Genomic DNA, 25,959 nt, shown 5'->3' on the forward strand with positions numbered 1-25,959 from the left:
CACCCGCCCGACCCGAACAGCGAGGGGCAGCACCGCAGATGACCACCACCGAGTCCCGGGCCACGGGACGCAAGCCCGCCCAGATCGTCGACATGTCCTGGGATCCGATCACCCGGATCATCGGCAACCTGGGCATCTACACGAAGATCGACTTCGCCAACCGGGAGGTCGTGGAGTGCCACAGCACCTCGTCGCTGTTCCGCGGCTACTCGGTGTTCATGAGGGGCAAGGACCCGCGGGACGCCGGGTTCATCACCTCGCGGATCTGCGGCATCTGCGGTGACAACCACACCACCTGCTCCAACTACGCGCAGCAGATGGCCTACGGGGTCAAGCCGCCCAAGCTGGCCGAGCACATCACCAACCTCGGCGAGGCGGCGGAGTACATCTTCGACCACACGATCTTCCAGGACAACCTGGTGTTCGTGGACTTCTGCGAAGCGATGGTCAAGGCCACCAACCCCGGTGTGCTGGCCCGCGCCGAACGCACCGACGCACCGCGCGGGGACATCCACGGCTACCGCACCATCGCCGACATCATGAAGGCCTTCAACCCCTTCGAGGGCGAGGTCTACAAGGAGGCGCTGAAGGTCAGCCGGATCACCCGGGAGATGTTCTGCCTGATGGAGGGGCGGCATGTGCACCCCTCCACGCTGTACCCGGGCGGGGTCGGCACGATGCCGCAGCCGAGCACCTTCACCGACTACCTCAGCCGGCTCATGCGCGTCATCGACTTCATCAAGAAGGCGGTGGCGATGAACGACGACGTCTTCGACTTCTTCTACGAGGCCCTGCCGGGCTACGAGGAGGTCGGCAAACGCCGCATTCTGCTCGGCTGCTGGGGCGCCTTCCAGAACCCGGACGTGGTGGACTACCGCTACGCGACGATGAACGAGTGGGGCCGGGCGATGTACGTCACCCCGGGCATCATCGTCGACGGCAAGCTGGTCACCAACAACCTGATCGACATCAACCTCGGCCTGCGCATCATGCTGGGCAGCTCCTTCTACGAGGACTGGGTGAACGAGGAGCCGTTCGTCACCCACGACCCGCTCGGCAATCCCATCGACATGCGCCACCCCTGGAACCAGACCACGGTCCCGGTGCCGCAGAAACGGGAATTCGAGGGCAACTACAGCTGGGTGATGAGCCCGCGCTGGTACCACCCGCAGACCGGCGAGCACCTCGCCCTGGACACCGGCGGCGGGCCGCTCGCCCGGCTCTGGTCGACGGCGCTGAGCGGCCTGGTCGACACGCCGTACGTCAAGGCGACCGGCGGCGCCATCCGGATCACCCTGCCCAAGGGCGAGCGGCTGCCGGAGACCACCCTGGAGTGGCGCATCCCGAAGTGGAGCAACACCCTCGAACGGGACCGCGCCCGGCCGTACTTCATCGCCTACGCCGCCGCCATGGCCTTGCAGTTCCTGGAGGAGGCGATGGGCATGCTGAAGAGCGGCGACACGAAGGTGTACGAGAACTTCGAGGTGCCGGACGAGTCGATCGGCTGCGGCTTCCACGAGGCGGTCCGCGGTGTCCTCTCCCACCATCTGGTGATCAGGGACAAGAAGATCGCCAACTACCACCCGTACCCGCCCACCCCGTGGAACGCCAGCCCCCGTGACATCCATGGCACCCCCGGCCCGTACGAGGACGCCGTCCAGGGGCAGCCGATCTTCGAGGAGAACGGTCCCGACGACTTCAAGGGCGTCGACATCATGCGCACCGTGCGCAGCTTCGACCCCTGTCTGCCGTGCGGGGTCCACATGTACATGGGCAAGGGCAAGACGCTGACCACGGTCCACTCGCCGACGTACGGAGCGAACCATGGCTGACCCGGCCGTGCGGCTGCCGGACCCGGCCGTGGAGGCACGGCTGGCCCGGCTGGACGAGGTGCTCGCCGGGCTGGAGGCGGCGCCCGGGCCCGCCCTGGAGGCGGTACGGCTGCTGACCGAGGTCTACGGCGAGGCACTGGCCCGGGTGCTGGACCACGCGGACGGGCCGCTGAAGGAGCGGCTCGCCGATGACGAGCTGCTCGGGCATCTGCTGGTCCTGCACGACATCCACCCCGAGCCGCCGGAGCGCCGGGCCGCCCGCGCGGTCGAGAAGCTGCGGCCGGCGGTGCGCGAGCGCGGCGGCGATCTGGAGTGGGCGGGTGTCGAAGGACAGGTGGCGCGGGTACGGCTGAGCAGCGGCGGCGGTTGCGGTTCCGGCTGCGGCAGCGGCGGCGGCTCCTCGGACGTCGCCGCGGCGGTCCGGGACGCGGTGCTGGCCGTCGCCCCGGAGCTGACCGATGTGGAGACGGTGTCCGGCGCCGCCCGCCCGGCCGGTCCGGCGTTCGTGCCGCTGGACTCCCTGCTGGTCCGGGAGGCGCGGTGAGCGTGGACGGAGCGCTCGCCCGGGTCATCCGCTCCGCCGCCGACCGGGCGGCGGAGGCCGCCGCGGAGGTGTGTGAGCTGTGCGCCGCCCGGATGGCCGGGGAACACCCGCATCTGTACGACACCGGTGCCGCCGAGCTGCGGTGTGTGTGCCGCCCCTGCTCGGTGCTGTTCGCCGACGGCGCGGCGGGCGAGGGCCGGTACCGGCTGGTGCCCCGGCGGCGGCTGCGGCTGCCGCCCGTCGACACGGCGGTGCTCGGCGTCCCGGTGGGCCTGGTGTTCTTCGTGCCGGGCTCGGACGGCACGGTGACCGCGCAGGGGCCGAGCCCGGCCGGGGCCATGCGCTGGGAGGTGGACGCGGCGGCCTGGCGGCGGCTCGCCGCCGAGGTCCCGCAGCTGGCCGGGATGACACCTGATGTGGAGGCGCTGCTGGTGAACACCGTGCGCGGCGCCGACGCACACTGGATCGTGCCGGTCGACGACTGCTACCGGATGATCGCCCTGGTCCGCCGGGAGTGGCGGGGCCTGTCCGGTGGCGGCCGGGTGTGGCCGGCCGTAGAACAGTTCTTCAGGGAACTGACCGAGCGGTCCTGAGGACCGGACCGGAAGGAGAACCGTTATGGGCAGCATCCGAGTGGGCCGACCCCAGGCGAAGCCCGACACCCCCACCCATGTGCGCGGACTGCACCAGGGCAACAAGGGCCCCTACCAGCACCAGACCGGACACCACGCGGACGGCACGTCCGACGCGCGCCGCTCCACCGGTGTGCACTGGAAGCGGCATGACGCGCTGGTGAAGGAGATGCCGAACATCTCGCCGGGATGACCCGGCGGGACCGGCAGGACGTGACCCTCCAGGAGGTTGGCATGAGAAGAAGGACCAGGCGGGCCGGGATGTCCGGGCGTCAGCTGCTGGGCGCGCAGGCGGCGGTCGTCGGCGCCCTGTTCGCGGCCGTGTTCGTCAAGGAACTCCCGGGGATCGTGCGCGAGTTGCGTATCTACCGGATGACCGGTGGGCTGCGGGCCGCCCGTCGCTATCCCTGAGCCGGCCGTGCACGAACTGTCGATCGCGACCGCGATCGTGGAGCGGGCCGAGGAGATCGCCCGTGCGGACGGGTCGGACCGGGTGTCCTCGGTGACCGTGCGGGTCGGCGAGCTGGCCGGGGTGGTGCCGGACGCGCTGCACTTCGCGTTCGAGGTGGCCCGGGACGGCACGGCGCTCGCCGGTGCCTGCCTCGTCGTGGAACAGGTGACCGCGCTGGCCTGGTGCGGCGGGTGCACCGAGGAGTTCCCGGTGGGCATGCCGCCGTTCTTCTGGTGCCCGCGCTGCGACCGGCCCTCGCAGGAGCTGCGCCGCGGGCGGGAGCTGGAGATCACCGAGGTGGCGCCGGCCCCGGCCCCGCGCTGACGGCGGGGCCGGGCTCCGGTCAGCAGATGCGGGGCAGCTGCTCCCCCAGCGGCAGGTCCACCACCCGGGTGCCGCCGAGGCCGGTGGCGACGACGACCATGCCCGGGTGGTCCGCGACGCACTCCCCGATGACGGCCGCTCCCGTGCCGTGCGGATGGGCGTGCATCGCGGCGAGGACCGCCTCGGCGTGCTCCGGGGGCACGAAGGCGACCAGCCGGCCCTCGTTGGCGACGTACAGCGGGTCCAGGCCGAGGAAGCCGCAGGCGTTCACGACCTCGTCCGGCACCGGGACGGCCCGCTCGTGCAGCCGGACGCCGGTGCCGGAGGCGCGGGCGATCTCGTTGAGGGAGGCGCCCAGCCCGCCCCGGGTCGGGTCGCGCAGCACATGGATGTCGGGGGTGACCGCGAGCATGACGGCCACCAGCCCGGCCAGCGGCGCGGTGTCGGAGGCGATCTCGACGCCGAACTCCAGCCCCTCCCGCACGCTCATGATCGCCACACCGTGCAGTCCGATCGGGCCGCTGACGATGACGACGTCCCCGGGGCGGGCCCGCTGCGGGCGGATGTCGACGCCGTCCGGTACGAGGCCGACGCCGGCGGTGGTGACATAGACGCCGTCGCCGTGCCCGGACTCGACGACCTTGGTGTCGCCGGTGGCCACGGAGACGCCCGCGGCCTCGGCCGCCGTACCGATCGCCCGCGCGATCCGCTCGACGACGGCGAGTTCCACCCCCTCCTCCAGGACGAAGGCCGTGGAGAGATAGGCGGGCCGGGCTCCGCTCATCGCCAGGTCGTTGACGGTGCCGTTGACGGCGAGGTCGCCGAGGCTGCCGCCGGGGAAGAACAGCGGCCGTACCACGTAGGAGTCGGTGGAGAAGGCCAGCCGGGCGCCGCCGAGGTCGAGCACGGCGGAGTCGGTGAGGGCGGCCAGGGTGGGGTTGCCGTAGGCGGGGGCGAAGATGTGCTCGACCAGTTCGGCGGAGAGGGCGCCGCCTCCGCCGTGGCCCATGACGACGACCGGCTGGTCGCGCAGCGGGGCGGGGCAGGTCCAGTTCGCGGGGTCGACGGCCGCTTCGGTGGCGAGGTCAGCCAACGGTGTTCATCTCCTCCTGCGGGATGCGGGATCCCTGGGGGGCCGGGGCGTTCATCCGGCGGTACAGGTAGTAGGCGGCGCAGGCGCCCTCGCTGGAGACCATGGTGGCGCCGAGCGGGGTGCGCGGGGTGCAGGCCGTGCCGAAGGCCTCGCACGCGGTCGGCTTGATCAGCCCCTGGAGGACCTCGCCGGCGCGGCACACGGCGGGTTCCTCGGTGCGGATGCCGCTGACGTCGAAGCGGTGCTCGGCGTCGTAGGCCCGGTAGGCCTCGGACAGCCGCCAGCCGCTGGCCGGGATGGGGCCGATGCCGCGCCAGTTGCGGTCGGTGACCTCGAAGACCTCCTGGAGCATGCGCAGGGCCGCCGGGTTGCCCTGGTCGCGTACGGCCCGGGGGTAGGCGTTCTCCACCCGGTGCTCGCCGCGCTCCAGCTGGTGGACGGCGCGGCGGATGCCCTCGAGGATGTCCAGCGGCTCGAAGCCGGTCACCACGACGGGGACGCGGTGCCGCTCGGCCAGGTCCGGGTACTCGGCGGTGCCCATCACGCTGCACACGTGTCCGGCGGCGAGGAATCCCTGCACCCGGCACTCGGGCGCGGTCATGATCGCGTCGATCGCCGGGGGGACCCGGACATGGGAGACCAGCAGGCTGAAGTTGCCGAGGCCGAGGCGGCGGGCCTGGTGGACGGCCATGGCGTTGGCGGGCGCGGTGGTCTCGAAGCCGATGGCGAAGAACACCACCTGCCGGTCGGGGTTCCTGCGGGCCAGGTCGAGGGCGTCCAGCGGCGAGTACACCACCCGGACGTCACCGCCCTCGCCCTTGACCCGGTACAGGTCCCGGTCGGTGCCGGGCACCCGCAGCATGTCCCCGAAGGAGCAGAAGATCACCTCGGGGCGGGCGGCGATCTCCAGGGCCTTGTCGATGACCTCCAGCGGGGTGACGCACACCGGGCAGCCGGGCCCGTGGATCAACTCCACGTTCTCCGGCAGGAGTTGGTCGATACCGTGCCGGATGATGGAGTGGGTCTGGCCGCCGCAGACCTCCATCAGGGCCCAGGGCCGGGTGGCCGTGGCGTGGATCTCGTCCAGCAGTCGCCGGGCGAGGGCGGGGTCCTGGAACTCGTCGATGTACTTCACGGGGCCTCACTCCCGCTCTCCTGCCGCGCCGCCTGCTCCCAGGCGTCACCGAACTCCTCTTCCAGCAGGCCCAGTTGCTCGAACAGCTCCAGGGAGGCACGGGCCGATTCCTCGTCCAGGCGCTGCAACGCGAAGCCGACGTGGACGATGACGTACTCCCCCACCCGGATGTCGGGCAGGTACTCCAGGCAGGCCTGTTTTCGTACGCCGCCGAAGTCGATCAGGCCGGTGAGGGGGTCGGCGCGGTGGTCGATGGACACGACCTTGCCGGGCACTGCCAGACACATGGGTCACTCCGTCTCGTGGTGGGTTGCCGTCCCCGCGACGATGAGCTGGCCGAGCGCCAGCCCGCCGTCGTTCGGGGGGACGTCGCGGTGGAGCAGGACCGTCAGGCCGTCGGCGGCCAGCAGGGCGGCGCACTCCTCTTCCAGCAGGGCGTTGGCGAAGACCCCGCCGGTGAGGGCCACCGTGGTGAGCCCGGTGGCGGTGCGGGCGCGGCGGCAGATCTCGGCGACGGCCCGGGCCACGCCCCGGTGGAAGCGGGCCGCGAGGACGGGGGCGGGGGTGCCGCGCCGCTGGTCGGCGAGGAGGGCCTCCAGCATCGGCGCGGGGCTGTACACCAGCTCCCCGCCGCCGGTGAGGCCGAAGGGGTAGGCCACCGCGTCCGCGTCCCGCGCCTCGGTCGCGGCCGCCTCCAGTTCCAGCGCGGCCTGCGCCTCGTAGCCCGCGCGGTGGCAGACGCCCACCAGGGAGGCCACCGCGTCGAAGAGGCGGCCCATGCTGGAGGTCGGCACACAGGCCAGCTGCCGCTCCAGCTGCCGTCTCAGTACGGTGGTCTCGGTGTCCGTGCAGGCCCGGACGCTGGGCAGCCACGGCTCCCAGGGCAGTCCGGCCGCCCACAGCCGGGCCAGGGCCAGTCGGCAGGGGTTGGCCACACCGGCGTCACCGCCCGGCAGCGGGGCGGGGGCCAGCCGGGCGAAGCGCCGGTAGCCGGTGTAGTCGGCGAGCAGGACCTCGCCGCCCCACACCGTGCCGTCGTCGCCGTAGCCGGTGCCGTCGAAGGCGACGCCGATCACCGGGGTGGTGCCGTCCAGGCCGTGCTCGGCCATGGCGGAGGCGACATGGGCGTGGTGGTGCTGGACCAGCCGCAGCGGCAGCCGCCCGGCGCGCCGCCGGGCCCACGCGGTGGAGTGGTATCCGGGGTGGCGGTCGGCGGCGAGCAGCCCGGGGACGACTCCGGTGAGGCCGCTCAGGTGCCGCTCGGCGCGCTCGGCCGCCGCCAGCGTCGCCAGGTCGCCCATGTCGCCGATGTGCGGCCCGAACCAGGCGTGTTCGCCCTCGCCCAGGCACAGCGCGTTCTTCAGGTCGCCGCCGACGGCGAGCACCGGCGGGACCGGGACCGGCAGCCGCACCGGACGGGGGACACAGCCGCGGGAGCGCCGCAGGACCTGTGCGGTGCCGTCGGCGCGGACCCGGAGCAGGGAGTCGTCGCAGGGCGAGGCGATCGGCCGGTCGTGGGTGAGCCAGGCGTCGGCCAGGCCGGCGAGCCGGGTCAGGGCCTCGGTGTCGTCGGTGACGATGGGTTCGCCGGAGCGGTTGCCGCTCGTCATGACCAGCACCCGGGGGCCGGGCGGATCGCCGGGTAGCCCGAACAGCAGGGTGTGCACGGGAGTGTAGGGCAGCATCACGCCGATGTGCGGGCTGCCGGGGCAGACCTGGCCGGCGAGCCGGGGGCCGTCCGCCGGGGTGTGTCTGCGCAGCAGCACGATGGGGCGCCGGGGGCCGGTCAGTTCGGCGCGTTCGGCGTCGGTGAGGAGCGCGATCCGCTCGGCGGTGGCGAGGTCGGCGCACATCACGGCGAAGGCCTTGCCGCCGCGTTCCTTGCGGGCGCGCAGGGTGGCGACGGCGCGGGCGTCGGTGGCGTCGCAGGCCAGGTGGTAGCCGCCGATGCCCTTGACGGCCACGATCCGTCCGGCGGCGAGCAGCGCCCGCGCCGAGGTCAGGGCCTCCGCGTCGCGGGCCGGGCGGATGCCGAGCCCGTCGGCGGGGACGAGGGCGAGGCGTGGCCCGCAGTCGGGGCAGGCGACGGGCTGGGCGTGGAAGCGCCGGTCGGCGGGATCGCCGTACCCGCGGGCGCAGGCGGGGCACAGGGGGAAGCCGGCCATGGTGGTGACGGCGCGGTCGTACGGCATCGCGGTGGCGATGGTGAAGCGGGGGCCGCAGTGGGTGCAGGTGATGAAGGGGTGCCGGTGCCGGCGGTCGCCCGGGTCGGCGAGTTCGCGCAGGCAGTCGGCGCAGGTCGCGGTGTCGGGCGGCAGCTGGGTGCGGCCGCCGGCCCGTTCGGTGGTGCGGATGGCGAAGGGCGTGGTGTCGCCGGTGGCGGCCAGCTCCTCGCCGGCGACGCCGGTCACGGTGGCGAGCGGCGGCGGCTGTTCGGCCAGGACGGTGCAGAACCGGTCGACCTCGCCGGCCGGTCCCTCTACCTCGAGGATGACGCCGTCGCCGGTGTTGCCGACGAAGCCGGCCAGCCCGAGCTCTGCCGCCAGGCGGTGCACATACGGCCGGAAGCCGACGCCCTGCACGGTGCCGCGCACGGTGAGCCGACGGCGTACCAGGCCGGTCGCAGGGGCCGTCATACGGCGGGGGCGGGTGCGCTGTGGTGGTGGCCGTGCGGGTGCGGGGCGAGCGGCGGACGGTGGGCCGGGCCGCCGTCCCGGGCGGCGAGGGCCCGGTCCAGCAGGGTGCCGACCCCGGAGCCGCTGCGGGCGCAGGTGCGGACGATCTCCACGCCCGGGTTGACCCGGTGCACGTTCGTCCGGAAGGCGGCCTCGTCGAAGCCGGCCGGCTCGGCGAGGTCGGTCTTGGTGACGACGACCAGATGGGCGGAGCCGAAGGCGGTGGGGTACTTCAGCGGCTTGTCCTCGCCCTCGGTGACCGCCATCAGCACGATCCGCAGGGTCTCGCCCAGGTCGTAGGCGGCCGGGCAGACGAGGTTGCCGACGTTCTCCACGAAGAGCACCCGGGTGCCGGGCGGCAGCCAGCCGTCCAGCCGGGCCCGGACCTGGCGGGCCTCCAGATGGCACAGTCCGTCGGTGAGCAGCTGCTGTACGGGGGCCCCGGAGCGGGCCAGCCGGACGGCGTCGTTCTCGGTCGCGAGGTCGGCGGTCAGTGCGGCGACCGGCAGTCCGCGCTCCACGGCGCGGGCCAGGACCCGGCCGAGGAGTTCGGTCTTGCCGCTGCCGGGGCTGGACAGCAGGTTGACGACGGCCACGCCCTGCCGGGCGAGGTCGCCGCGCAGGGTGGCGGCCAGGTCGTCGTTCTTCGCCAGGACGGCTTCTTTGACGGCCTGTTCCACGTCGGACCGGCACATGGGCGCAGCTCCTCGGATACGGCGGCGGGGTCCGGGCCGCCGGACGCGGCCCGGGTGCTCACCGATCTTCGGCGCCGTCGGCCGCGGGGACGGGCAGCGCAGCCGGGTGCGGGGGGCGGGATTCCATCGGGCGGCCCAACGGGGGCGGTGCTGCGGCCGGGTCGGCGAGCAGGGCCGGGACGAGGGTGTGCAGCGCGTCCACGGCCCGGTCGACGGCCTCGCGGACCGGTTCGCTCAGGCCCGGCAGGATGTCCTCGTCCCCGGCCGGCAGCACCGCGGGTTCGCAGGCCAGGACGAGGACCCGGGGCAGCGGTTCCTCGCCCAGGTGCGCGGCCAGGGCCAGCACCGTGGCCGGGTCCATGCCGTGCGCCTCGGGCACGACGGTGCCGTCGGGCGGCTCGGCCTCCAGGAGGGTGAGGGTGCCGGGGCGGTGGCCGCGCCGGGCGGTGTCGACCAGGACCGCGGTGGCGCAGCCGGCCAGCAGGGCGTAGGCGAGGTCCAGGCCGCGGATGCCGAAGTCGCGCACCTGGACGCCGGGCGGCAGCGGGCGGTGGTCGAGGGCGCGGATCACCTCGGGGCCGAAGGCGTCGTCCGCGAGGAAGATGTTGCCGACGCCCGCCACCAGCAGTTCCGCCGTCACCGGAGGGTCCCGGTCGGCGGGTCGAGCGGGCGCGGCGAGCCGGCCGGGGTCTTGCGGACGAAGGCCGAGCGCAGGGCGTGGTAGGGCGCCGCGGGGTCGAAGAAGATGGCGTGCATGCGGTCCAGTTCGGCCTGCCGGTGATCGGTGAGGGGGCGTTCCCGCTCGTCCGCGGCGCGCGCGGCCGCCTTGGCGGCGATCCTGCGGTCGAGGCCGGGATCGGCGGCGAGGTCGGCCGCGAGCCGTTCGGCGGCGGCGGTGAAGTCCTGGGGGGCGGCCGGGACGATCCGGTCCACGAGCCCGAGCCGCGCGGCGGACGCGGCGCTGACCGGCAGGGCGTCGCCGGTCAGCCGTTCGGCGCACGCGGCGCCGGCGCGGCGCGGCAGGGTGTAGGTCCAGAACTCGGAGCCATACAGGCCCATGCGCCGGTAGTGCGGGTTGAGGACGACGCCGGTACGGCACCACACCTCGTCGGCGGCGAGGGCGAGCATGGCGCCGCCGGCGGCGGCGTTGCCGCCGAGCGCGGCCACCACGAGCCGGTCGGTGGTGCGCAGCACCGCTTCGACCAGGTCGTCCATGGCGCACAGGTTGGTCCAGGACTCCTGGGCGGGGTCGGGGGCCGCCTCGATGACGTTGAGATGGATGCCGTTGGAGAAGAAGTCGCGGGCCGCGCCCAGCACCAGCACCCGGGTGGGGCGGGTGAGCGCGTGCCGGTAGGCGGCGAGCAGCCGGCGGCACTGGTCGGTGCTCATGGCGCCGCCGGGGAAGGAGAACGTCAGCAGGCCGACGTCGCCGCGCTGCCGGTAGCGGATGTCGCTGAAGGTGCGCCGGTCCGCGGGCAGTTCCAGCGGGACGGTGTCCTCCGGGAGGCCGAGGGCGGGTTCGAGGGCGGCCAGGACGGTGGCGGCGGGGCGGCGGAAGGGCGCGGGGTCGCCGGAGTTCCTGCGGGGCCGCAGTTCCGGGATCCACACGGCGCCGTCCCGGGTGGCCCGGCAGACCGCGCCCGCCCGCTGGGCCAGCAGCTCGCCGGGGCGGCCGCGCAGCCGGTCCTCGGGGTGGCCGCCGTGCAGGAACACCTCCCGGCCGAGGAGTTCGTCCAGGACGCCGGGCTGCGAGTCGGCGCCGCGGAGCTTGGCCAGGACTGTCCCGGTGTCGTCGTGCTCCCAGTCGATGCGCCGCCGCTCCTGCCGGAAGAGGTCGCGCCAGACGACGTCGATCGACTCGTCCGTCTGCGGGCGGGGCTTGTAGGAGCCTTCCGCGAAGCGCCGTACGGCCGTGTGGACGGCGGTCACGGCGGCGTCGGAGGCCTCGTTGCGGTACAGGTCGCTCTTGCCGACGGACGGCACGGGGAAGGGCTCCGCCGCCCAGACGGGGCCCGCGTCCATCGCCGCCTCGGCCTGGAGGACGGTCACGCCCCACTCCGCTGCCCGCCCCGCGATGGCCCAGTCCAGCGAGGACGGGCCGCGGTCGCCGGGCGGGCCGGGATGCACGATCAGGCAGGTGTGCTCCCGCCACACGTCCTCGGGCAGCGCCGTCTTGAGCATGGGTGCGACCACCAGCTCCGGCCGCAGTTCGCGCACGGCGGCCCGCACCGGGTCGGGGCCGTGGGTGGCAAGGACGACGTCGACGTGGTGTCCCTCGTCGGACAGTTCGGCGTACAGGCGCTGGGTGAGGCTGTTGAACGCGCTGGCCACGAGCAGAATGTTCATGACACGGCATCGTCGTCCCCGCAGCGGGTTCCGGGAAGGACCGCCGCGGCGTTTCGTCCCCGCCCGTCAGGTCTCTTCCTCCATCCGGATCGCGTTGCGCAGGTCCTCGAAGGCCTGGCTGTGTTCGTCCCCGCGCAGCTCCAGCAGGGCGCCGGCGATCGCGTCGAGCTTGCGCTGGATGGCGTGTTCGGCCCGCATCTCGGCGTTCTTCAGCAGCGCCAGCAGGAGCAGGGTGACCGCCGTCATGGATTCCCCGGCGAGCAGCAGCAGTTCCAGGCGCAGATGGGCGACGTGGGCCGCGACGAAGAAGCCGACGAGCAGCAGGCAGAAGAGGAAGAAGACCGGGGAGCTGGTGAAGTTGGAGGCGTATTCGGCGAACTGCTCGAACCGGCCGCGGCGGTCGCCGCCGCGGTGCACGGGATTCTTGAAGGTCATGGCCGAGCCCTACCGTTCGGCGGGCGCAGGCGGCGTGTCGGCGGCCGTCTCCGCCCGGGCGTCGTACGGCGGCCTGCGCCGCGGCCCGGATCCGGTCCCGGGCCGCCCACCCCCGTGCCCCGGCACCGGCGGCATACGCGCCGCCGCCGGCCGTCGCGTCATCCGGTTGCGCACTCGTCGCCGCCTCCTGCCGCCGTCCGGCGGGGGCGGCCCGCGCGCTCAGCTCCGCAGTACCCAGCTGGGGTGGTACGACACCGCAGGCCCCGGCGCCGGCGGGCGGGCGGCAGTCCTCGACGGGAGGCCGGGTGACGGGCTAGGCCGCCAGGGTGCGGTCGGGCCTGAGGCGGGCCAGGAGCTGGCCGTGGTGGAGTTCGGTCACGGGGGCGAGCAGGTCGGGGTGGCGGAGCAGGGCGGCGGCGCGCCGGTCGCCGTCGTCGGGGTCGAGCAGGCGGCGGAACTCGACCGGTGCCGCGGCGGTGTGCTCGCCCTCGGCGAGGGCGGCGACGGCCAGCGCGGCCAGTTCCGGATCGGTGAGCAGCCCCGCCGCCCAGCTGACCACGACCTCGTCCACCCAGGTGCGCCAGGCCCACTCCTCGGCCGCCTCGTCGACGGCGGCTTCCGCGCCGGTGATCCAGTCCAGGCGGACGGCGCCCCCGGGACCGGCCAGGGTGACCAGGCCCGCGTCGATCTCGGTGGGATAGCGGAGCCACGCGGCGACCGTGACGGCCTGCCGGGCCTGCGCCTCGCACAGGGCCGAGGCCAGCGCGCCGCCGCTCGGCGGGTAGGCGAGGGTCAGCCAGCGCGTCGTCGCGGAGATGAGGGGGGACAGGTCAGTGAGCACAGCCGGGCCGTCCGAGGGGCGAGGGGAAGAGGGGCTCGACGCCACGGTAGCCCGGCGCGGGCCGTCACCGGGAGGGGTGCGAACCAGGTCATATGTGGCTTCGCCCACGTCGTACCGGGCGGGCGCGGCGGACCGGCGCACGCGTGTCGCCCCCGGGCGCCGGGGAACCCGGAGCGGGCCACCGCACCCCCGGCCCCTGCCCAGGGGCCCGGGTGGCCGGACACCGCAGGAGGTTCCATGACGCCGGACGCCGCACACTACGACGAGCGGGGCGAGGTCCCGCTCGCCGGCTACGCCGTCCTCGCCACCGTGTTCACCGCGAGTACCGGTACCTTCGCGCTGCTCGCCCGGCGCCGGGGCGTGCGGCTGCCGCAGCAGGTCCCGCCGTGGGACGTGGTCCTGCTCGGCGTGGCGACGTACAAGGCGTCCCGGCTGCTGTCCCGCGACCGGGTCACGAGTTTTCTTCGGGCGCCGTTCACCCGCCGGGCCGGTGACGGCGAGGCGAACGAGGTCATGGACGAGCCGCGCGGCAGCGGGCTGCGACGGGCCGTCGGCTCCCTGCTGACCTGCCCGTTCTGCACCTCCGCGTGGGCGGCCGGCGCGCTGGTCTGCTGCTACACCGCCGCCCCCCGGTTCACCCGGCTGGTCAGCAGCGGTCTCGGCGCGGTCACCGTGGCGGACTGGCTCCAGTACGCGTGGACGTGGACGCAGCAGACCGCGGAGCACTGAGAACACGAGCACGGCAGGGGTACTCGGTGCGGGCCGGCCGGCCCGCTCGGGGCGCGGCATGCCGGCGCGATCTCATCGGGGACCTCACGACGAAGGGGGCCGGGCCCATGCGGCACGACGAGATGATCGGAAAGGTCCAGGCGCTCGCCCAGCTGCCCGACCGGGGATCGGCCGAGCGGGCCGCGCACGCGGTCGTGGCGACCCTGTCGGAGCGGCTGCCGTCCGGTCTCGCCCGGCATGTGGCGGCCCAGCTGCCGCCCGACATGGCGGCGGCGATACGCGAGGCGGTGGACGCTGCCGCCGGGGCCGACTCGGGCACCGCGGCCGAGCGGTTCGGGCTGACCGCCTTCGCGGGCCGGATAGCGGTGCGGGCGGGCACCGACGAGGACACGGCCCTGCGGGACGCCGCCGCCGTCATGGAGGTGCTGGACGCCGCCCTGGCGCCGGAACTGACCGAGCGGATGGCGGGCGCGCTGCCCTCGGACATCCGCGCGCTGCTGCCGGTGGGCCGGGCGACCGAGGACAGCGAGGAGACCGCCTGAGCCGGGGGCGGCGACACGGCCCGCCGCACCGGGAGCGGGGCTGAGCTGCTGCTTCCATGCGTGTGCACGCGCACATCGGGGGCAGGCGTAGCTGTGACGCCCCCCATCCCGAAAAGGTGCTCCATGGCCTTCTTCACCCTCTCGCGGCATCGGCCGCTGGACCTGCTGTCGGCGACCGATCTGGCGGCCGAGTACGACCGGCTGCTGGCGGAGAACGAGCAGTTGCAGCAGGCGGTGACCTCGCACGCGGTCATCGACCAGGCGATCGGGGCCGTGGTGGTGCTCGGCCGGATCGCCCCGGAGGAGGCATGGCGGGCGCTGCGGGACGTCTCCCAGCGCACCAACACCAAGCTGCGTACGGTCGCCGAACACATCCTCGACTATGTCCAGGGCGGTCCGCTGCCCGAACCCGAGCGGCTCGAACTCGCCAAGGCTGTCGGGCGCTACCGGCGGTGTGCCGACGGCATCCAGTGACCGCGACGGTCAGTGACGGCCGATGCCGAAGCGGCGTCGGCGCCGTGGCCGGGCATGACGGGAAGCCGGGGACCGTGCCTGGCCGGCGGCAGGCCGGTCCTGGGGGGAGGACGGGGGCCGGACGACCCAGCGGTCCTCGACCCGGTCCAGCCCGAACAGCAGCAGACTGAGGACGGGCAGCAGCAGAGACGCGACAATGATCACAGGAGGTGCTCCCTCCGGGGGGCGACACCCCGCGAGTGCCCCGTCCACCCTCCCCCACCCGCTCCCCATGTGAAGGTCCTGTGCCCACCCTTGTGCCCTCCGCCTCCGAGGGGTCCGCGCGGGCGCGTTGCGGCGGGCGCCTCCGTGGGCGTGCGCTTACGGTTCTCTAGACGTGACCGTCGGTGACGACACGGAGGCGGGAGGCGCGGTGGGCGATGGGCGGCGTCGGCGGACGGCCGATCCGGGTGGCGTTCCGCGCGCGGTGCTGGGCAGCCGGCCCGCGTACTCCGTACGGCTCGCGGTCTCCCCGCGTCCCGAGCCGAGCGCGCCGGTGGCCGAGCGGACGGTGCCGTGGCTGCGGATCGCGGCGGCCTACTCCTGGCGGCTCATCCTCGTCGGCGCGGTCGTCTACGGCATCTTCAGCGTCCTCGGCAGCTTCCAGCTCATCGCCGTCGCCCTGTTCCTCGCGCTGGTCGTGACGTCGGTGCTGCGCCCGCTGACCGATCTGCTCGCCCGGGTGCTGCCCAGGCCGCTGTCCGTCGCCGTGGCACTGGTGGGAAGCCTGCTGATCCTGTTGGGCCTGCTCGCCCTGGTGGGCAACGCGGTGGCCGTGGAGTCGCCCCGGCTGGTGGGCGAGTTCCGCGGCGGTGTGCAACGGATCGAGGAGTGGCTGCAACGGCCGCCGTTCCGGCTCAGCCCCCGCCGGCTCACCGATCTGGAACACCAGGTGACGAACTACGTCACCGCGCACCGGTCGCGTCTGCTGAGCAGCGCGGTCAGCGGCCTCGGCCAACTCGTGGAACTGATCACGGGCGGCGCACTGGCACTGTTCGCCTCGGTGTTCTTCATCCACTCGGGAGAACACCTGTGGAGCTGGGCGCGCGACCAGTTGCTGCCTCCGGGTGCGCGTCCGGCCTGGGACCGGGGCGGCCGGGCGGCCTGGCAGACCTTCGCCGGATACACGCGCGGGATCATCATCATCGCCGCTACCAACGCGATCCTGGTCGGTGTCGTCCTGCTGGTGCTCCGCGTGCCGCTCGCCCTGCCGCTGACGCTGCTGGAGTTCTTCGCCGCGTTCGTGCCGCTGGTGGGCTCGCCGGTGGCGCTCGGGGTGGCCACGATCGTGGCGCTCGCCGGCCGCGGCCCGCTCACCGCCCTCGGCGTCCTGGTGCTGATCGTGGTGATCGGCCAGCTGGAGGGACATGTGCTGCACCCTCTGGTGATGAGCTGGGCGGTGCGGCTGCATCCGCTGGTCGTCGCCGTCTCCGTGATCGCGGGCAGCATCGTGGGCGGGGTGATCGGCGCGGTGGTGGCGGTGCCGCTGGTCTCGGTGGTGTGGGCGGTGCTGCGGGCGCTGCGCGCGGTGCCGCCACCCTGATCGAACAGGGCATCAGGTGTTCTGTCAGTGGCCGGCGGAGGGCATGTGCGACCGGATCACGCGATAGCGGACGTAGACGACTCCCGAGCCGAAGGTACGGGTCTCCATGCGTTCGAGGTCCGCCCGGCGCTCACGCCGGGGAAAGAACGGAGTGCCGCCGCCGACCAGCACCGGGTGGATCCTGAGCCGGTACTCGTCGATCAGACCCGACCCGGCCGCCTCCGCGGCGAGAGTCGCGCCGCCGATCGCGATGTCGCCCTCCCCCGGCTCGGCTCGCAGCCGCTCGATCTCCTCGGCCAGACCACCGGACGCCAGCCGGGCGTTGCCCTGCACCGCGGACAGCGTGGTGGAGAACACCACCTTCGGCAGCGGCTTCCACAGTGCGGCCCACTCGAGCCGTGAGTCGTCGAGCGACGGATCCTGGTCGGCGGTCTCCCAGTACAGCATCGTCTCGTACAGCCGCCGCCCCAGGAGGTGGACGCCGACCTGCCGGAGCTGACCGGTGAAGAAGCGGAACAGCTCCTCGTCGGGCTCCGTCCAGTCGAAGCGGCCGTCCGGCCCGCTGATGTAACCGTCGAGCGAGACACCCATCGAACAGGTCACGCTGCGCATCCACAACCCCCACGGATCTAGTCGTCCTCCCTCAGCCTCCGCCAGATCCGGGTGCGGTGCAGCACATAGAGGGACACGAACACGACGAGCGCCTGCAAGCCCACGGCGAGCAGCCAGAACTCGTCCTTGCTCTCCATCTTGTCCGTCAGGAAGGTGAAGTTCATGCCGAAGAACCCGGTCAGGAAGGACAACGGCAGAAAGATCACCGACACGATGGCCAGCCGGTTGATGACGCCGTTCTGCTCGCCGGCGATCAGCGAGGAGTAGCTGGCGAACGCCCGTCGGGTGGCCTCCTGGAGGGATTCGATGTCCGCCAGCACCAGTCGTCCGCTGGTCTGGAACTGCCGGGCGAACCGTTGCCGCTCCTCCGGAAAGGCGGGGTTCATCATCCGCCGGGTCAGGATCTCGTCGGTCACCTCGAGGAAGGGCCGCAGGAAGTGGTGCAGTAAGGCGGAACGGCGTCGTAGCTGCGCCAGCCGGTAGACCTGCTCGGGGTGACGCTCCTCGAACATGCCGTCCTCGAGTTCCTCGGTCTCCAGTAGGGCCTGCACGGCGGCCCGCCGAAAGGTGCCCAGAGCCTCGCCGAGCAGGAGGAAGAGTACGACCACGGGGTCGGACGGCCGCTCGTGCCGCAGCGCGTCGGTGAGGGTCTTCGCCAGGTTGGCCTGGCCGCGGTGCACGGTGGCCAGGAAGCGTTCGGTCACCACCACATGGATGTGGGCGATCCGCTCCTCGTGGACCACCGGCACGACGAAACCGGCCTTATCCCCCCGGAACTCGGCCCGCGGGGGCTCGTCCTCCCTGCCGAACCAGTCCAGGCCCTCGATGTCCAGGCCCAGCCGTTCGGCCACCGACTCCGCTTCCTCCTGCCCCTCCATCGCCAGCTCGACGTCGACCAGCACGAAATCGTCGGTGGCCAGCCGGTCGCGCGCCTCCGCCACATCCGTACGGGTGACGGCCACCTCCGGCATCGACACCACCGTTACGATCATCGTCCCTCGCCATCCGTGCCGGACCTCGCGGAATCCAGCGTCCATGCGCCGCGCCGCCCCCGCACGCGCAGGCACGCAGGTGCGCCAGCGGGTGCCCCGAACGGATGACGGATTTCCGCGTGCCATTCCGGCCACCGCTCGGCCGCCCCGACAGCTCTCCGCAGCCCCGGGCTGCCGTGATCGCGCCGCGGCGTCGGCGCGGTGAGCTCGCCCGACGCGGGCATCCTGCCCGGCCGCCGCGAGGCTGAATGCCAGGGAATGATGTCGTTTTTGCGTTCTGCCCGCCACTTACCGCCTGTGACAGCATCGTCACCATGGGAGTGCGAGGGCGAGGACATGGGCCGGGCGGTCCGTCGGCATCGGCGGGCGGGGACCAGGCGGCAAGCAGCAGCGTCGCAGCGGGCGGAACCCCGTTGACGGTGGGAGTGGAGGAGGAGTACCTCCTGGTCGACCCGGTGTCCCGTGAGGTGAGCGCCGAGGCGGGAAAGGTGGTCCTCGACGCGGCGGCGGAACTCGGTGACCGGGTCACCACGGAGCTGACGTCCTACCAGGTGGAGATCCAGACCCACCCCCAGGTGGACATCGCCGCGCTGGCCGAGGAGATCCGCTCCACCCGGGTCACGGTCGCACGTGCCGCCGCCCGGCAGGGCCTGCGCATCATCTCCGGCGGAACACCCGTTCTCGGCCGGCCGGCCACGGTGTCCTTCACCGAGGGCCCCCGCTACGCCCGCAGCACCGCCCTCTTCGGCGCCCTGGACGACGATCAGATCGTCTGTGCCTGCCACGTCCACGTCGGCGTTCCCGACCTGGCCACGGCGTTACGGGTCAGCAACCATGTGCGTCCCTGGATCCCCGCCCTCATCGCCCTGACGGCCAACTCGCCCTACTGGGAGGGGCGGGACACCGGGTACGCCAGCTGGCGCACGACGACCTGGGGGCGGTGGCCGGTCGCCGGTCCGCCGCCCTACTTCGAGTCCGAGTCCCACTTCGAGGATCTCGTGGGCCGGCTGGTCACCAGCGGCAGCGTGCTGGACCGCGGCGGCCTGTACTGGGACATCCGGCCGTCCCACCATGTGCCCACGCTGGAGTTCCGGATCGCCGACGCGAGCACGGCCGCCGACGACACCGTCCTGCTCGCCGCGATCGTCAGAGCCATGGTGGCCGCCGCCCAGCAGGCCATCGGTGCGGGCGAACCGCCGTTCCGGCCGGAAGCGGAGATGCTGCGCGCGGCCTGCTGGCGGGCGGCGCGCGACGGTCTGTCCGGCGAGGCCATCGACCTGGCCACGGGCCGTCTGGAACCCGCCTGTGCGCAGGTCGGCCGGCTCCTCGCCTGGCTGGGCCCGGCCCTTCGGGGCCACGGTGACACGGACGTCGTCCGTGCGGGCTGGGAGCGCCTGGGTGCCGAAGGCTGCGGCGCCGACCGCCAGCGCGCCGCCTACGGGCGCCGTACCGTCCTCACCGACGTCGTCGACCACCTGGTCGCCACGGCCCTCCCCGGCGACGCCACGGCTCCCTGACCGGTCACTCCTGCGCACGTTCAGGCGCCGGTGCCCGGTTCCCGTACCCCGAACTCGGCCGGACCCACTGTGAGGACGCCGTCCGTCAGCGGGCGGCAGCGGACTCCCCCGCCCCCGCGCAGCGCCCGCTGGGCGCCGGGGCCGAGCGTGCGGTCCATCCAGGCGCAGGGCCGGGCAGCGCTGCGCACCTCCAGCTCCACGGGACCGGTGCCGCAGTCGAGGTACACCGTCGCGCCGATGTAGGCGTCGATGTCCACCCCGCGCAGCAGGACGTTGCGCCGGGTGCGCAGCAGGTCCGCCTCGTACGGCCCCGGTCGCGGCAGCCGTTCGGCCGCCATGAGGGTGATGGACGCGTTGCGGTGGGCGGCCTTGTTGAAGTACCGGTCGCCGACGATGCCGAGCCCGGCACGGACCTCGGCCCGCGTCACCAGGTCGGCGGGCGGCAGTTCGGGCACCCCGTCGCCCGGCCGGCCGGCGAGCCGGTGCACCGGGGACACCAGCAACTGGAGGATCTCGACGCGTGCCACGCCTTTGAGCGTACGGGAGCGGCGGCGGGGGCCTGTTGCGGCCCGAGCCCTGGCCGGGGACGGCCGACGGACGGGGATACTGGCCCTCCATGCAGGCACGGAAGAGGAGCACAGCCAAGTGACCGGCGACAACCGCATAGGACCGCCCACCTTCGGAAGCGAACGCGAGATGCTGCGGGCCTTCCTCGACTACCACCGCTCGACCCTCGCCATGAAGTGCGAAGGCCTGACCGACGAGGAGCTGCGGCAGAAGTCGACGCCTCCGTCCACGCTCTCGCTGCTCGGTCTGGTGCGGCACATGGCGGAGGTGGAACGTGCCTGGTTCCGCCGGGTGTTCGAGGACCACGACGCGCCCATGGTCTGGTCCGACAAGATCGACTTTCAGGCGGCGTACGACGCGAGCACGTCGACCCGGGAGGAGGCGTTCGGAGCCTGGGAGGCCGAGGTCGAGAACTCCCGCCGTATCGAGCGGGAGGCCGAGTCCCTGGACCAGGCCGGGTATCAGCCGCGGTGGGAGGAGGAGGTGTCGCTGCGGATGGTGATGGTGCATGTGCTCCTGGAGTACGGCCGCCACAACGGACACGCCGATTTCCTGCGTGAGGGTGTCGACGGGACCGTGGGGGCCTGAGCCCAAGGGAACGAGCCCGGGGCGGCCGGCAGCTGACGCCCGGTCCCGGTGTTCTCAGCAAGATCCGAGAGCGTGCGCTGCGGCCTGAACGGCTCGGGGCTGGTTGAGCAGATCCGTGCTGTCTGCCCACTGGTCCACGCTTCCCACGAGCCCCAGCGTGCGAAGGTCCGGGTCCGTGACGGTCTCCGCAAGAGCCTGCGCGAAACGCTCGGCGCGCAGAACCTGGAACGGGCGCGAGTGGTAGGGCCGCCGCTTCGGGTCCACCGGCGCGCTGAGCCCTGATGCGTTCTGGAGAGCAGCGACCACCTCATAGGCATCGCACAGATGCGCCTCACGGGTCCGGTGATCCGTCGCGGCCAGCGCCCCGCGCAGCGCCGGCCCGAGCGACTTCGCCGCCGCCAGCCGGCCGAAGGCACTGCCGAGCCACTTGCCGTAGGGGGCGTAACGGCGCTCCAGCGACAGGCAGAGGCGCATGAGATCACGCACCAGACGAGCGGCCACGACGGCCGAACCGATGTCATCGCCGACTTCGGCGCAGCGGCCCACGAACGCCTCTTCCTGCGAGAGGCGCTGCCACTGACACGCCAGCAGATAACGCCACACCTGGTCCGGGTACCAGGCCAGCCGCCGCCGGACGTCGGTGAGAGCACCCAGCCCGTCATGGAACACCGCTCCGCCGGTGGTCTCGGCGAGCCGCTGCTGCGGCATCCCCAGCCACTCACGCGTGGTCGGCTCTGCACCGGCCGAACGCACCCCGAGCCGTTCGGTCAGCCATCCGTCCAGGTCGTACACGCCCACGCGGTGGTTGACCGGGCCGTCGGTCGGCTGCATACGGCCGACCGGATCCAGCGGATCGCCGCTCTCCTCGAAGTGGGTGGACCAGCCCCGAATGTCCTTCGGCAGCCTTTCCGCCAGGGTGCGGCGGACCGCGGCACCGTGCCGGGCCTGGTCCTCGGCCGTCAGGAAGACTTCCAGCCGCGGACCCCACTCGTGATCGGCCGACCGCGGTGTGTCGAAGCCCAGCACCTCGGAGCCGCTGCCGATCCGCGCAGCCGTGTACCGCAGCCGCGGAAACGCGTCCCGCAGGACCGGTCCTACCGCTTCCTCGTACAAGGCCTCGGACAACTCGATGCCCGGCAGGAACGGGGCCCCGGAGATCGTCATGGCCCCACTGTGCTGGACCTGATCACCCCGGGGCCACCGGATATCCGCCCCGGGTCGCCCCCGGGCTTCGGCCACGGCTGGTGCGGAACCTCAGGCGCCGGCGGCGGTGACGACGGCGTCGGTGGCGAAGCCGAGGACGAGGCCGAGCAGGACGCACCAGGTGGTCAGCGTCTTCAGGGCGGCCTTGCGCGCGACGGCCAGCAGCTCGATGACCACGTACAGGATCGAACCGGCGGCCAGGCCCAGGAAGGCGATCGACACCGTGTCGTTGACCAGGTGCTGGCCGACCAGGGTGCCGAGGAAGGTCGGTCCGCCGCCGATCAGGCCGAGCAGCACCAGCGTGCCCCACGACGGGCGCTCGCCCTCGGCTGCCAGCGGGGCGACGATGCCGAACCCTTCGGTGGCGTTGTGCAGGCCGAAGCCGACGATCAGGAGGAGGGCGAGGGAGAGTTCCCCCTGCGCCGCGGAGTTGCCGATGGCCAGGCCCTCGGCGAAGTTGTGCAGGCCGATGCCGGTGGCGATCATCAGCGCGAGCGAGCTCGCCTGGCTGCGGACCCGGGGAGCCAGCTCGGCCGAGGCGGCGGCACCGGGGCCGGCGGGCCGCCCTGCGGAGGCCGCGCGGCGGGCGATCCAGCCGTCGTAGTACACCAGGCTCATCAGCCCGACCGCCAGGCCCACGGCCAGGGTGAGGCCTCCGGAGGCGACGGTGCCCCAGTCGTGCTTGCCCAGCGCCTCGTCGACCGGCTCCCAGGCATGCGTCAGGACGTCCCAGACCAGGAAGACCAGGATGCCGATGGCGACGGCGTTCAGGCCGGCGCGCAGCCGGGCGCTCGGGCTGCGCAGCCGGCCGAGCGGCAGGCCGAGGTAGATGGTGAACCCTGCGATGGCGCCGAGCAGGGTTACCTGGGAACTGGACATAGGGGGACTCCAGTCGGATGAGCGGAAGAACACCCCGAACCTAGATCAGGTAAGGCTTACCTAATAGCCATCCGGGGGTCGTTTTTGAGAAACCTTGGCGAATTCCTTGCGCTCGCTAGGCAACGGGGAGACCCGCGAGCCGACGTACGACCACAAGCCCGTCGGGGGTGCCGGGCCAGTGCCGGTCGAGCGCATCGGCGCCCACCTGCCGGATGACGGCCCGCAGGACGAGAGCGACGGCGACGGCGTCGTCCGCGTAGCCGAGGACCGGGATGAAGTCGGGGACGAGGTCGACGGGCAGGGCCAGATAGCCGGCCAGCGCCCAGAGCAGCCAGCGGGCGCGGCGCGGGAGGGTGGAGTCGCGGGCGAGCCGGGAGACGAGGCGCACCAGGTCGGGCAGGAGTCGCACCGCCTCGGTGAGCAGATTGCCCTTGGGTCTGGCGAGCGCGAGGGCCGCCAACAGCACGAGCCAGCAGGCCAGCAGGGCGGCGGCGAGCCCGGTCAGGATCTGCCACATGCCGGTCATCGGACTCGGGCCCCCGGCCAAAGGTGATCAGGTGCCGGGGGCGGCCACAGCTTCCCGTTCCGGCTCGGCGACGGCTGCGGCGGTGTCACTCAGGCCGAGCCGCAGGTGCTCGACGTGGTACAGGGCCTGGTCGAGCAGTTCGCACACGTGGTTGTCGTACAGCGAGTAGACCACCGAGCGTCCCTTGCGCGTGCCGACCACCAGGTCGAGGTTGCGCAGCAGGCGCAGTTGATGGGAGCAGGCCGACTGCTCCATGCCGACCTCGGCGGCCAGCTCGGTCGCGGGGAGCGGTCCCTCGCGCAGGCGGGAGAGGATCAGCAGTCGCGAGGGGGTGGCCAGCGCCTGAAGCGTGGCGGCCACCTTCACGGCGTTGTCCGCCGTGAGGCGGGTGCGCGGGACGCGGTCGGCGGGGGTGGCGGCTCCATGACCCATACGGTCATCCTACACTGCCCCCATGAACACATGAATCTTTGTTCATCTGTTCCTGTTACGGTGGAGGCGGACTCTCCGCTCACGTCTGTCTAAGGACCCGTCTTTCGATGTCTTCCGCTCTCACCCACCCGACCTCCGCCGGCGACGCGGCCCTGTGGGACGTGGTCGCATCCCGGCGCCGCACCCGGATCCTCACGCTGCCCGAGGCCCGTTGGGCGGCGGCCGCCCTGGTGCTGTTCCTGAGCGCGCTCCCGCTGTACCTGCTGGGGGCGCCGGCGTGGGCGTGGGGGCCGCTGTTCGCCCTCACCTATGCCACGGGCGGCTGGGAGCCCGGCTGGGCCGGCTTGCAGGCGCTCAGGGAGAAGACACTGGACGTGGACCTGCTGATGGTCGTCGCGGCGCTGGGGGCGGCGGCGATCGGTCAGGTTCTGGACGGCGCGCTGCTGATCGTCATCTTCGCCACCTCGGGCGCCCTGGAGGCGATCGCCACCGCCCGCACCGCCGACTCGGTGCGCGGGCTGCTCGACCTCGCCCCCGCCACCGCGACCCGCCTGCGGGACGACGGCACCGAGGAGACGGTCCCCACCGGGCAACTGGCCGTGGGCGACGCGATCCTGGTGCGCCCCGGAGAGCGGGTCGGCGCCGACGGCCGGGTCCTGGACGGCGCCGGCGAGGTCGACCAGGCCACCATTACCGGCGAGCCCCTGCCCGTGGCCAAGCAGGAGGGCGACGAGGTGTTCGCCGGCACGCTCAACGGCACCGGCGTGCTGCGGGTGAAGGTCGAGCGCGACCCGTCCGATTCGGTGATCGCCCGGATCGTGGCCGTGGTCGAGGAAGCCTCCGGGACCAAGGCGCCGACCCAGCTGTTCATCGAGAAGGTCGAGCAGCGCTATTCGATCGGGATGGTGGCCGCCACCGTCGCGCTGTTCGCGCTGCCGCTGGTGTTCGGTGCGGCGTTGCAGCCGACGCTTCTGCGGGCGATGACGTTCATGATCGTGGCCTCGCCGTGTGCGGTGGTGCTGGCCACCATGCCGCCGCTGCTGTCCGCGATCGCGAATGCCGGGCGGCACGGTGTGCTGGTGAAGTCCGCTGTGGTGATGGAGCAGCTCGGCCAGGTCGACGCGGTGGCGCTGGACAAGACCGGCACGCTGACCGAGGGCACCCCGCGGGTGACCGACATCCGCCCGCTGGCTGCCTCCGGCCTGAGCGAGGAGAGGCTGCTGCGGATCGCGGCGGCGGCCGAGCACCCCAGCGAGCACCCGCTGGCCCGCGCCGTCGTGGAAGCCGCCCGCACCCGCGGCCTGGACATTCCCGTGGCGAAGGACTTCACCTCCGCGCCCGGCACCAGAGTCACGGCCACTGTCGAGGGCAAGGCCGTCGCGGTCGGCAGCCCCGCCCGGCTCCTGAACGGCCGGGTCGACCACCCGGCTGCCGTGGTCACCGCCCGGCTGGAGGACGAGGGCCGCACCGCTGTCCTGGTCGAGATCGAGGGCACCCCGGCCGGGGTGCTGGGCATCGCCGACCGGCTGCGGGCGGAGGCTGCCGCCGCCGTCACCGCCCTCACCGTACTGACCGGCACCGCTCCGGTGCTGGTCACCGGCGACAACCCGCGCGCCGCCGCCCGCCTCGCCAGGGAGGTCGGCATCACCGACGTCCGGGCGGGACTGCTCCCGCAGGACAAGGTCACTGCGGTCCACGAGCTGGAGTCGGCCGGGCGCAAGGTGCTGGCGGTCGGTGACGGCGTCAACGACGCTCCCGCACTCGCCGCCGCCCACACCGGCATCGCCATGGGCCGGGCCGGCTCCGATCTCGCCCTGGAGACCGCCGACGCCGTCGTGGTCCGTGACGAGCTCGCCACCATCCCCACCGTCGTCGCACTCTCCCGCCGCGCGCGGCGACTGGTGGTGCAGAACCTGGTCATCGCCGCGGTCTTCATCACCGGCCTGGTCGTCTGGGACCTGGCCGGGACCCTGCCGCTGCCGCTGGGCGTGGCCGGGCACGAGGGCTCAACGGTCATCGTGGGCCTGAACGGCCTGCGCCTGCTGGCCGACGGCGCCTGGCGCCGCGCCCACAGCGGGACCGGCCAGTGAGCCGCCGCGGCCACGGGCTCACACCGCGCCTGACGACTGGCCTTGGCTTTGACCGGTGGGCTAGGTTGTGCAGCCATGACGACCGGGACGGCACTGCGCCACACACGGATTGGTGACCCGGTGCTCTTCTGAGCGCCGTACGGGCCGGTGCCGGCCCGCTGTTGGACCGAGGAGGTCGCGCTGCCGCTCGGGCTCCGCCTCCGTCGTGTTGATCACAGCCTCG

At 73.1% G+C, this 25,959-nt stretch carries 30 protein-coding genes; 13 read left to right on the forward strand and 17 right to left on the reverse strand.

Annotation, left to right across the window (positions count from 1 at the left end; translation table 11 throughout):
• The first annotated feature begins 38 nt into the window (after positions 1–38).
• Genes ACWCV9_RS32835 through hypA form a run of 6 tightly spaced genes read left to right on the forward strand, consistent with a single transcriptional unit; the run spans position 39 to position 3,783 of the window.
• Entirely contained in the window at positions 39–1,832 is a 1,794-nt protein-coding gene (locus ACWCV9_RS32835) for a nickel-dependent hydrogenase large subunit (protein WP_450792077.1), read from the forward strand.
• Positions 1,825–2,376, forward strand: coding sequence for a NifU family protein (locus ACWCV9_RS32840; protein WP_450792078.1), 552 nt, complete (start codon positions 1,825–1,827; stop codon positions 2,374–2,376). Before ACWCV9_RS32835 ends, ACWCV9_RS32840 begins: the two co-directional genes overlap by 8 nt.
• Positions 2,373–2,969, forward strand: a complete 597-nt coding sequence (locus ACWCV9_RS32845; protein ID WP_450792080.1) for a DUF5947 family protein — start codon at positions 2,373–2,375, stop codon at positions 2,967–2,969. The genes ACWCV9_RS32840 and ACWCV9_RS32845 overlap by 4 nt, the downstream gene beginning before the upstream one ends.
• Positions 2,970–2,994: 25 nt before the next feature.
• Positions 2,995–3,201: a hypothetical protein gene (locus ACWCV9_RS32850; RefSeq protein WP_450792082.1), complete on the forward strand. Its 207-nt coding sequence runs from the start codon at positions 2,995–2,997 to the stop codon at positions 3,199–3,201.
• Positions 3,202–3,242: 41 nt separating this feature from the next.
• On the forward strand, positions 3,243–3,419 hold the full coding sequence (locus ACWCV9_RS32855; protein ID WP_385840889.1) for a hypothetical protein: 177 nt from the start codon (positions 3,243–3,245) through the stop codon (positions 3,417–3,419).
• A 7-nt stretch (positions 3,420–3,426) separates the two neighbouring features.
• Complete coding sequence (gene hypA, locus ACWCV9_RS32860; RefSeq protein ID WP_450792084.1) at positions 3,427–3,783, forward strand: hydrogenase maturation nickel metallochaperone HypA; 357 nt, start codon at positions 3,427–3,429, stop codon at positions 3,781–3,783.
• A 19-nt stretch (positions 3,784–3,802) separates the two neighbouring features.
• On the opposite strand, the gene hypE is transcribed toward hypA, so the two are convergent.
• From hypE to ACWCV9_RS32905, 9 genes are all read right to left on the reverse strand, one after another.
• Positions 3,803–4,876, reverse strand: coding sequence for a hydrogenase expression/formation protein HypE (gene hypE, locus ACWCV9_RS32865; RefSeq protein ID WP_450792086.1), 1,074 nt, complete (start codon positions 4,874–4,876; stop codon positions 3,803–3,805).
• Positions 4,869–6,011 carry a hydrogenase formation protein HypD gene (hypD, locus tag ACWCV9_RS32870; RefSeq protein ID WP_385840893.1) on the reverse strand — a complete coding sequence of 381 codons (1,143 nt, stop codon included), beginning with the start codon at positions 6,009–6,011 and terminating at the stop codon, positions 4,869–4,871. The genes hypE and hypD overlap by 8 nt, the downstream gene beginning before the upstream one ends.
• Complete coding sequence (locus ACWCV9_RS32875) at positions 6,008–6,298, reverse strand: HypC/HybG/HupF family hydrogenase formation chaperone (protein WP_385840894.1); 291 nt, start codon at positions 6,296–6,298, stop codon at positions 6,008–6,010. Before ACWCV9_RS32875 ends, hypD begins: the two co-directional genes overlap by 4 nt.
• A 3-nt stretch (positions 6,299–6,301) precedes the next feature.
• Positions 6,302–8,647 carry a carbamoyltransferase HypF gene (hypF, locus tag ACWCV9_RS32880; protein ID WP_450792087.1) on the reverse strand — a complete coding sequence of 782 codons (2,346 nt, stop codon included), beginning with the start codon at positions 8,645–8,647 and terminating at the stop codon, positions 6,302–6,304.
• Complete coding sequence (gene hypB, locus ACWCV9_RS32885) at positions 8,644–9,381, reverse strand: hydrogenase nickel incorporation protein HypB (protein WP_450792089.1); 738 nt, start codon at positions 9,379–9,381, stop codon at positions 8,644–8,646. Before hypB ends, hypF begins: the two co-directional genes overlap by 4 nt.
• A gap of 58 nt (positions 9,382–9,439) precedes the next feature.
• Complete coding sequence (locus ACWCV9_RS32890) at positions 9,440–10,021, reverse strand: hydrogenase maturation protease (protein WP_450792091.1); 582 nt, start codon at positions 10,019–10,021, stop codon at positions 9,440–9,442.
• On the reverse strand, positions 10,018–11,727 hold the full coding sequence (locus ACWCV9_RS32895) for a hydrogenase maturation protein (protein WP_450792092.1): 1,710 nt from the start codon (positions 11,725–11,727) through the stop codon (positions 10,018–10,020). Before ACWCV9_RS32895 ends, ACWCV9_RS32890 begins: the two co-directional genes overlap by 4 nt.
• 66 nt (positions 11,728–11,793) lie before the next feature.
• Entirely contained in the window at positions 11,794–12,162 is a 369-nt protein-coding gene (locus ACWCV9_RS32900) for a hypothetical protein (RefSeq protein WP_450792094.1), read from the reverse strand.
• 313 nt (positions 12,163–12,475) lie between these two features.
• The gene (locus ACWCV9_RS32905; RefSeq protein ID WP_450792095.1) at positions 12,476–13,003 is read right to left on the reverse strand and encodes a hypothetical protein; all 528 of its coding nucleotides are present in this window, start codon (positions 13,001–13,003) and stop codon (positions 12,476–12,478) included.
• Positions 13,004–13,240: 237 nt separating this feature from the next.
• Here ACWCV9_RS32905 and ACWCV9_RS32910 point away from each other — a divergent pair, with 237 nt between their 5' ends.
• The 3 genes from ACWCV9_RS32910 (at position 13,241) to ACWCV9_RS32920 (ending at position 14,748) form a co-directional block, all read left to right on the forward strand.
• Positions 13,241–13,732: a DUF1360 domain-containing protein gene (locus ACWCV9_RS32910; RefSeq protein WP_450792097.1), complete on the forward strand. Its 492-nt coding sequence runs from the start codon at positions 13,241–13,243 to the stop codon at positions 13,730–13,732.
• Between the two features lie 107 nt (positions 13,733–13,839).
• Complete coding sequence (locus ACWCV9_RS32915) at positions 13,840–14,274, forward strand: DUF2267 domain-containing protein (protein ID WP_450792098.1); 435 nt, start codon at positions 13,840–13,842, stop codon at positions 14,272–14,274.
• A gap of 123 nt (positions 14,275–14,397) precedes the next feature.
• Positions 14,398–14,748, forward strand: a complete 351-nt coding sequence (locus ACWCV9_RS32920) for an ANTAR domain-containing protein (protein ID WP_450792099.1) — start codon at positions 14,398–14,400, stop codon at positions 14,746–14,748.
• Positions 14,749–14,757: 9 nt separating this feature from the next.
• Here the strand turns inward: ACWCV9_RS32920 and ACWCV9_RS32925 are convergent, their stop codons facing one another.
• Complete coding sequence (locus ACWCV9_RS32925) at positions 14,758–14,952, reverse strand: hypothetical protein (RefSeq protein ID WP_450792101.1); 195 nt, start codon at positions 14,950–14,952, stop codon at positions 14,758–14,760.
• A gap of 172 nt (positions 14,953–15,124) precedes the next feature.
• Here ACWCV9_RS32925 and ACWCV9_RS32930 point away from each other — a divergent pair, with 172 nt between their 5' ends.
• Positions 15,125–16,330: an AI-2E family transporter gene (locus ACWCV9_RS32930; RefSeq protein WP_450792102.1), complete on the forward strand. Its 1,206-nt coding sequence runs from the start codon at positions 15,125–15,127 to the stop codon at positions 16,328–16,330.
• Between the two features lie 24 nt (positions 16,331–16,354).
• Here the strand turns inward: ACWCV9_RS32930 and ACWCV9_RS32935 are convergent, their stop codons facing one another.
• Complete coding sequence (locus ACWCV9_RS32935) at positions 16,355–16,942, reverse strand: dihydrofolate reductase family protein (protein WP_450792103.1); 588 nt, start codon at positions 16,940–16,942, stop codon at positions 16,355–16,357.
• A 17-nt stretch (positions 16,943–16,959) separates the two neighbouring features.
• Complete coding sequence (locus ACWCV9_RS32940; RefSeq protein WP_450792104.1) at positions 16,960–17,934, reverse strand: magnesium transporter CorA family protein; 975 nt, start codon at positions 17,932–17,934, stop codon at positions 16,960–16,962.
• Between the two features lie 419 nt (positions 17,935–18,353).
• On the opposite strand from ACWCV9_RS32940, the gene ACWCV9_RS32945 reads away from it, so the two are divergent.
• Positions 18,354–19,451: a carboxylate-amine ligase gene (locus ACWCV9_RS32945; RefSeq protein ID WP_450792207.1), complete on the forward strand. Its 1,098-nt coding sequence runs from the start codon at positions 18,354–18,356 to the stop codon at positions 19,449–19,451.
• A 20-nt stretch (positions 19,452–19,471) separates the two neighbouring features.
• Here the strand turns inward: ACWCV9_RS32945 and ACWCV9_RS32950 are convergent, their stop codons facing one another.
• Entirely contained in the window at positions 19,472–19,978 is a 507-nt protein-coding gene (locus tag ACWCV9_RS32950) for a molybdenum cofactor biosysynthesis protein (protein WP_450792105.1), read from the reverse strand.
• 118 nt (positions 19,979–20,096) lie between these two features.
• On the opposite strand from ACWCV9_RS32950, the gene ACWCV9_RS32955 reads away from it, so the two are divergent.
• On the forward strand, positions 20,097–20,606 hold the full coding sequence (locus ACWCV9_RS32955) for a DinB family protein (RefSeq protein ID WP_450792107.1): 510 nt from the start codon (positions 20,097–20,099) through the stop codon (positions 20,604–20,606).
• A gap of 54 nt (positions 20,607–20,660) precedes the next feature.
• Here the strand turns inward: ACWCV9_RS32955 and ACWCV9_RS32960 are convergent, their stop codons facing one another.
• From ACWCV9_RS32960 to ACWCV9_RS32975, 4 genes are all read right to left on the reverse strand, one after another.
• Positions 20,661–21,770 (reverse strand): DUF4037 domain-containing protein, encoded by a 1,110-nt coding sequence (locus tag ACWCV9_RS32960; protein WP_450792109.1) that lies wholly within the window; start codon positions 21,768–21,770, stop codon positions 20,661–20,663.
• Positions 21,771–21,860: 90 nt separating this feature from the next.
• Positions 21,861–22,688: a ZIP family metal transporter gene (locus tag ACWCV9_RS32965; protein ID WP_450792110.1), complete on the reverse strand. Its 828-nt coding sequence runs from the start codon at positions 22,686–22,688 to the stop codon at positions 21,861–21,863.
• A 115-nt stretch (positions 22,689–22,803) separates the two neighbouring features.
• Positions 22,804–23,205 carry a YkvA family protein gene (locus tag ACWCV9_RS32970; protein ID WP_450792112.1) on the reverse strand — a complete coding sequence of 134 codons (402 nt, stop codon included), beginning with the start codon at positions 23,203–23,205 and terminating at the stop codon, positions 22,804–22,806.
• Between the two features lie 36 nt (positions 23,206–23,241).
• Positions 23,242–23,646, reverse strand: a complete 405-nt coding sequence (locus tag ACWCV9_RS32975; protein WP_450792114.1) for an ArsR/SmtB family transcription factor — start codon at positions 23,644–23,646, stop codon at positions 23,242–23,244.
• A gap of 107 nt (positions 23,647–23,753) precedes the next feature.
• On the opposite strand from ACWCV9_RS32975, the gene ACWCV9_RS32980 reads away from it, so the two are divergent.
• Positions 23,754–25,736 (forward strand): heavy metal translocating P-type ATPase, encoded by a 1,983-nt coding sequence (locus tag ACWCV9_RS32980; RefSeq protein WP_450792116.1) that lies wholly within the window; start codon positions 23,754–23,756, stop codon positions 25,734–25,736.
• Positions 25,737–25,959: the final 223 nt, after the last annotated feature.

The sequence above is a fragment of the Streptomyces sp. NPDC001606 genome, from assembly GCF_053596835.1.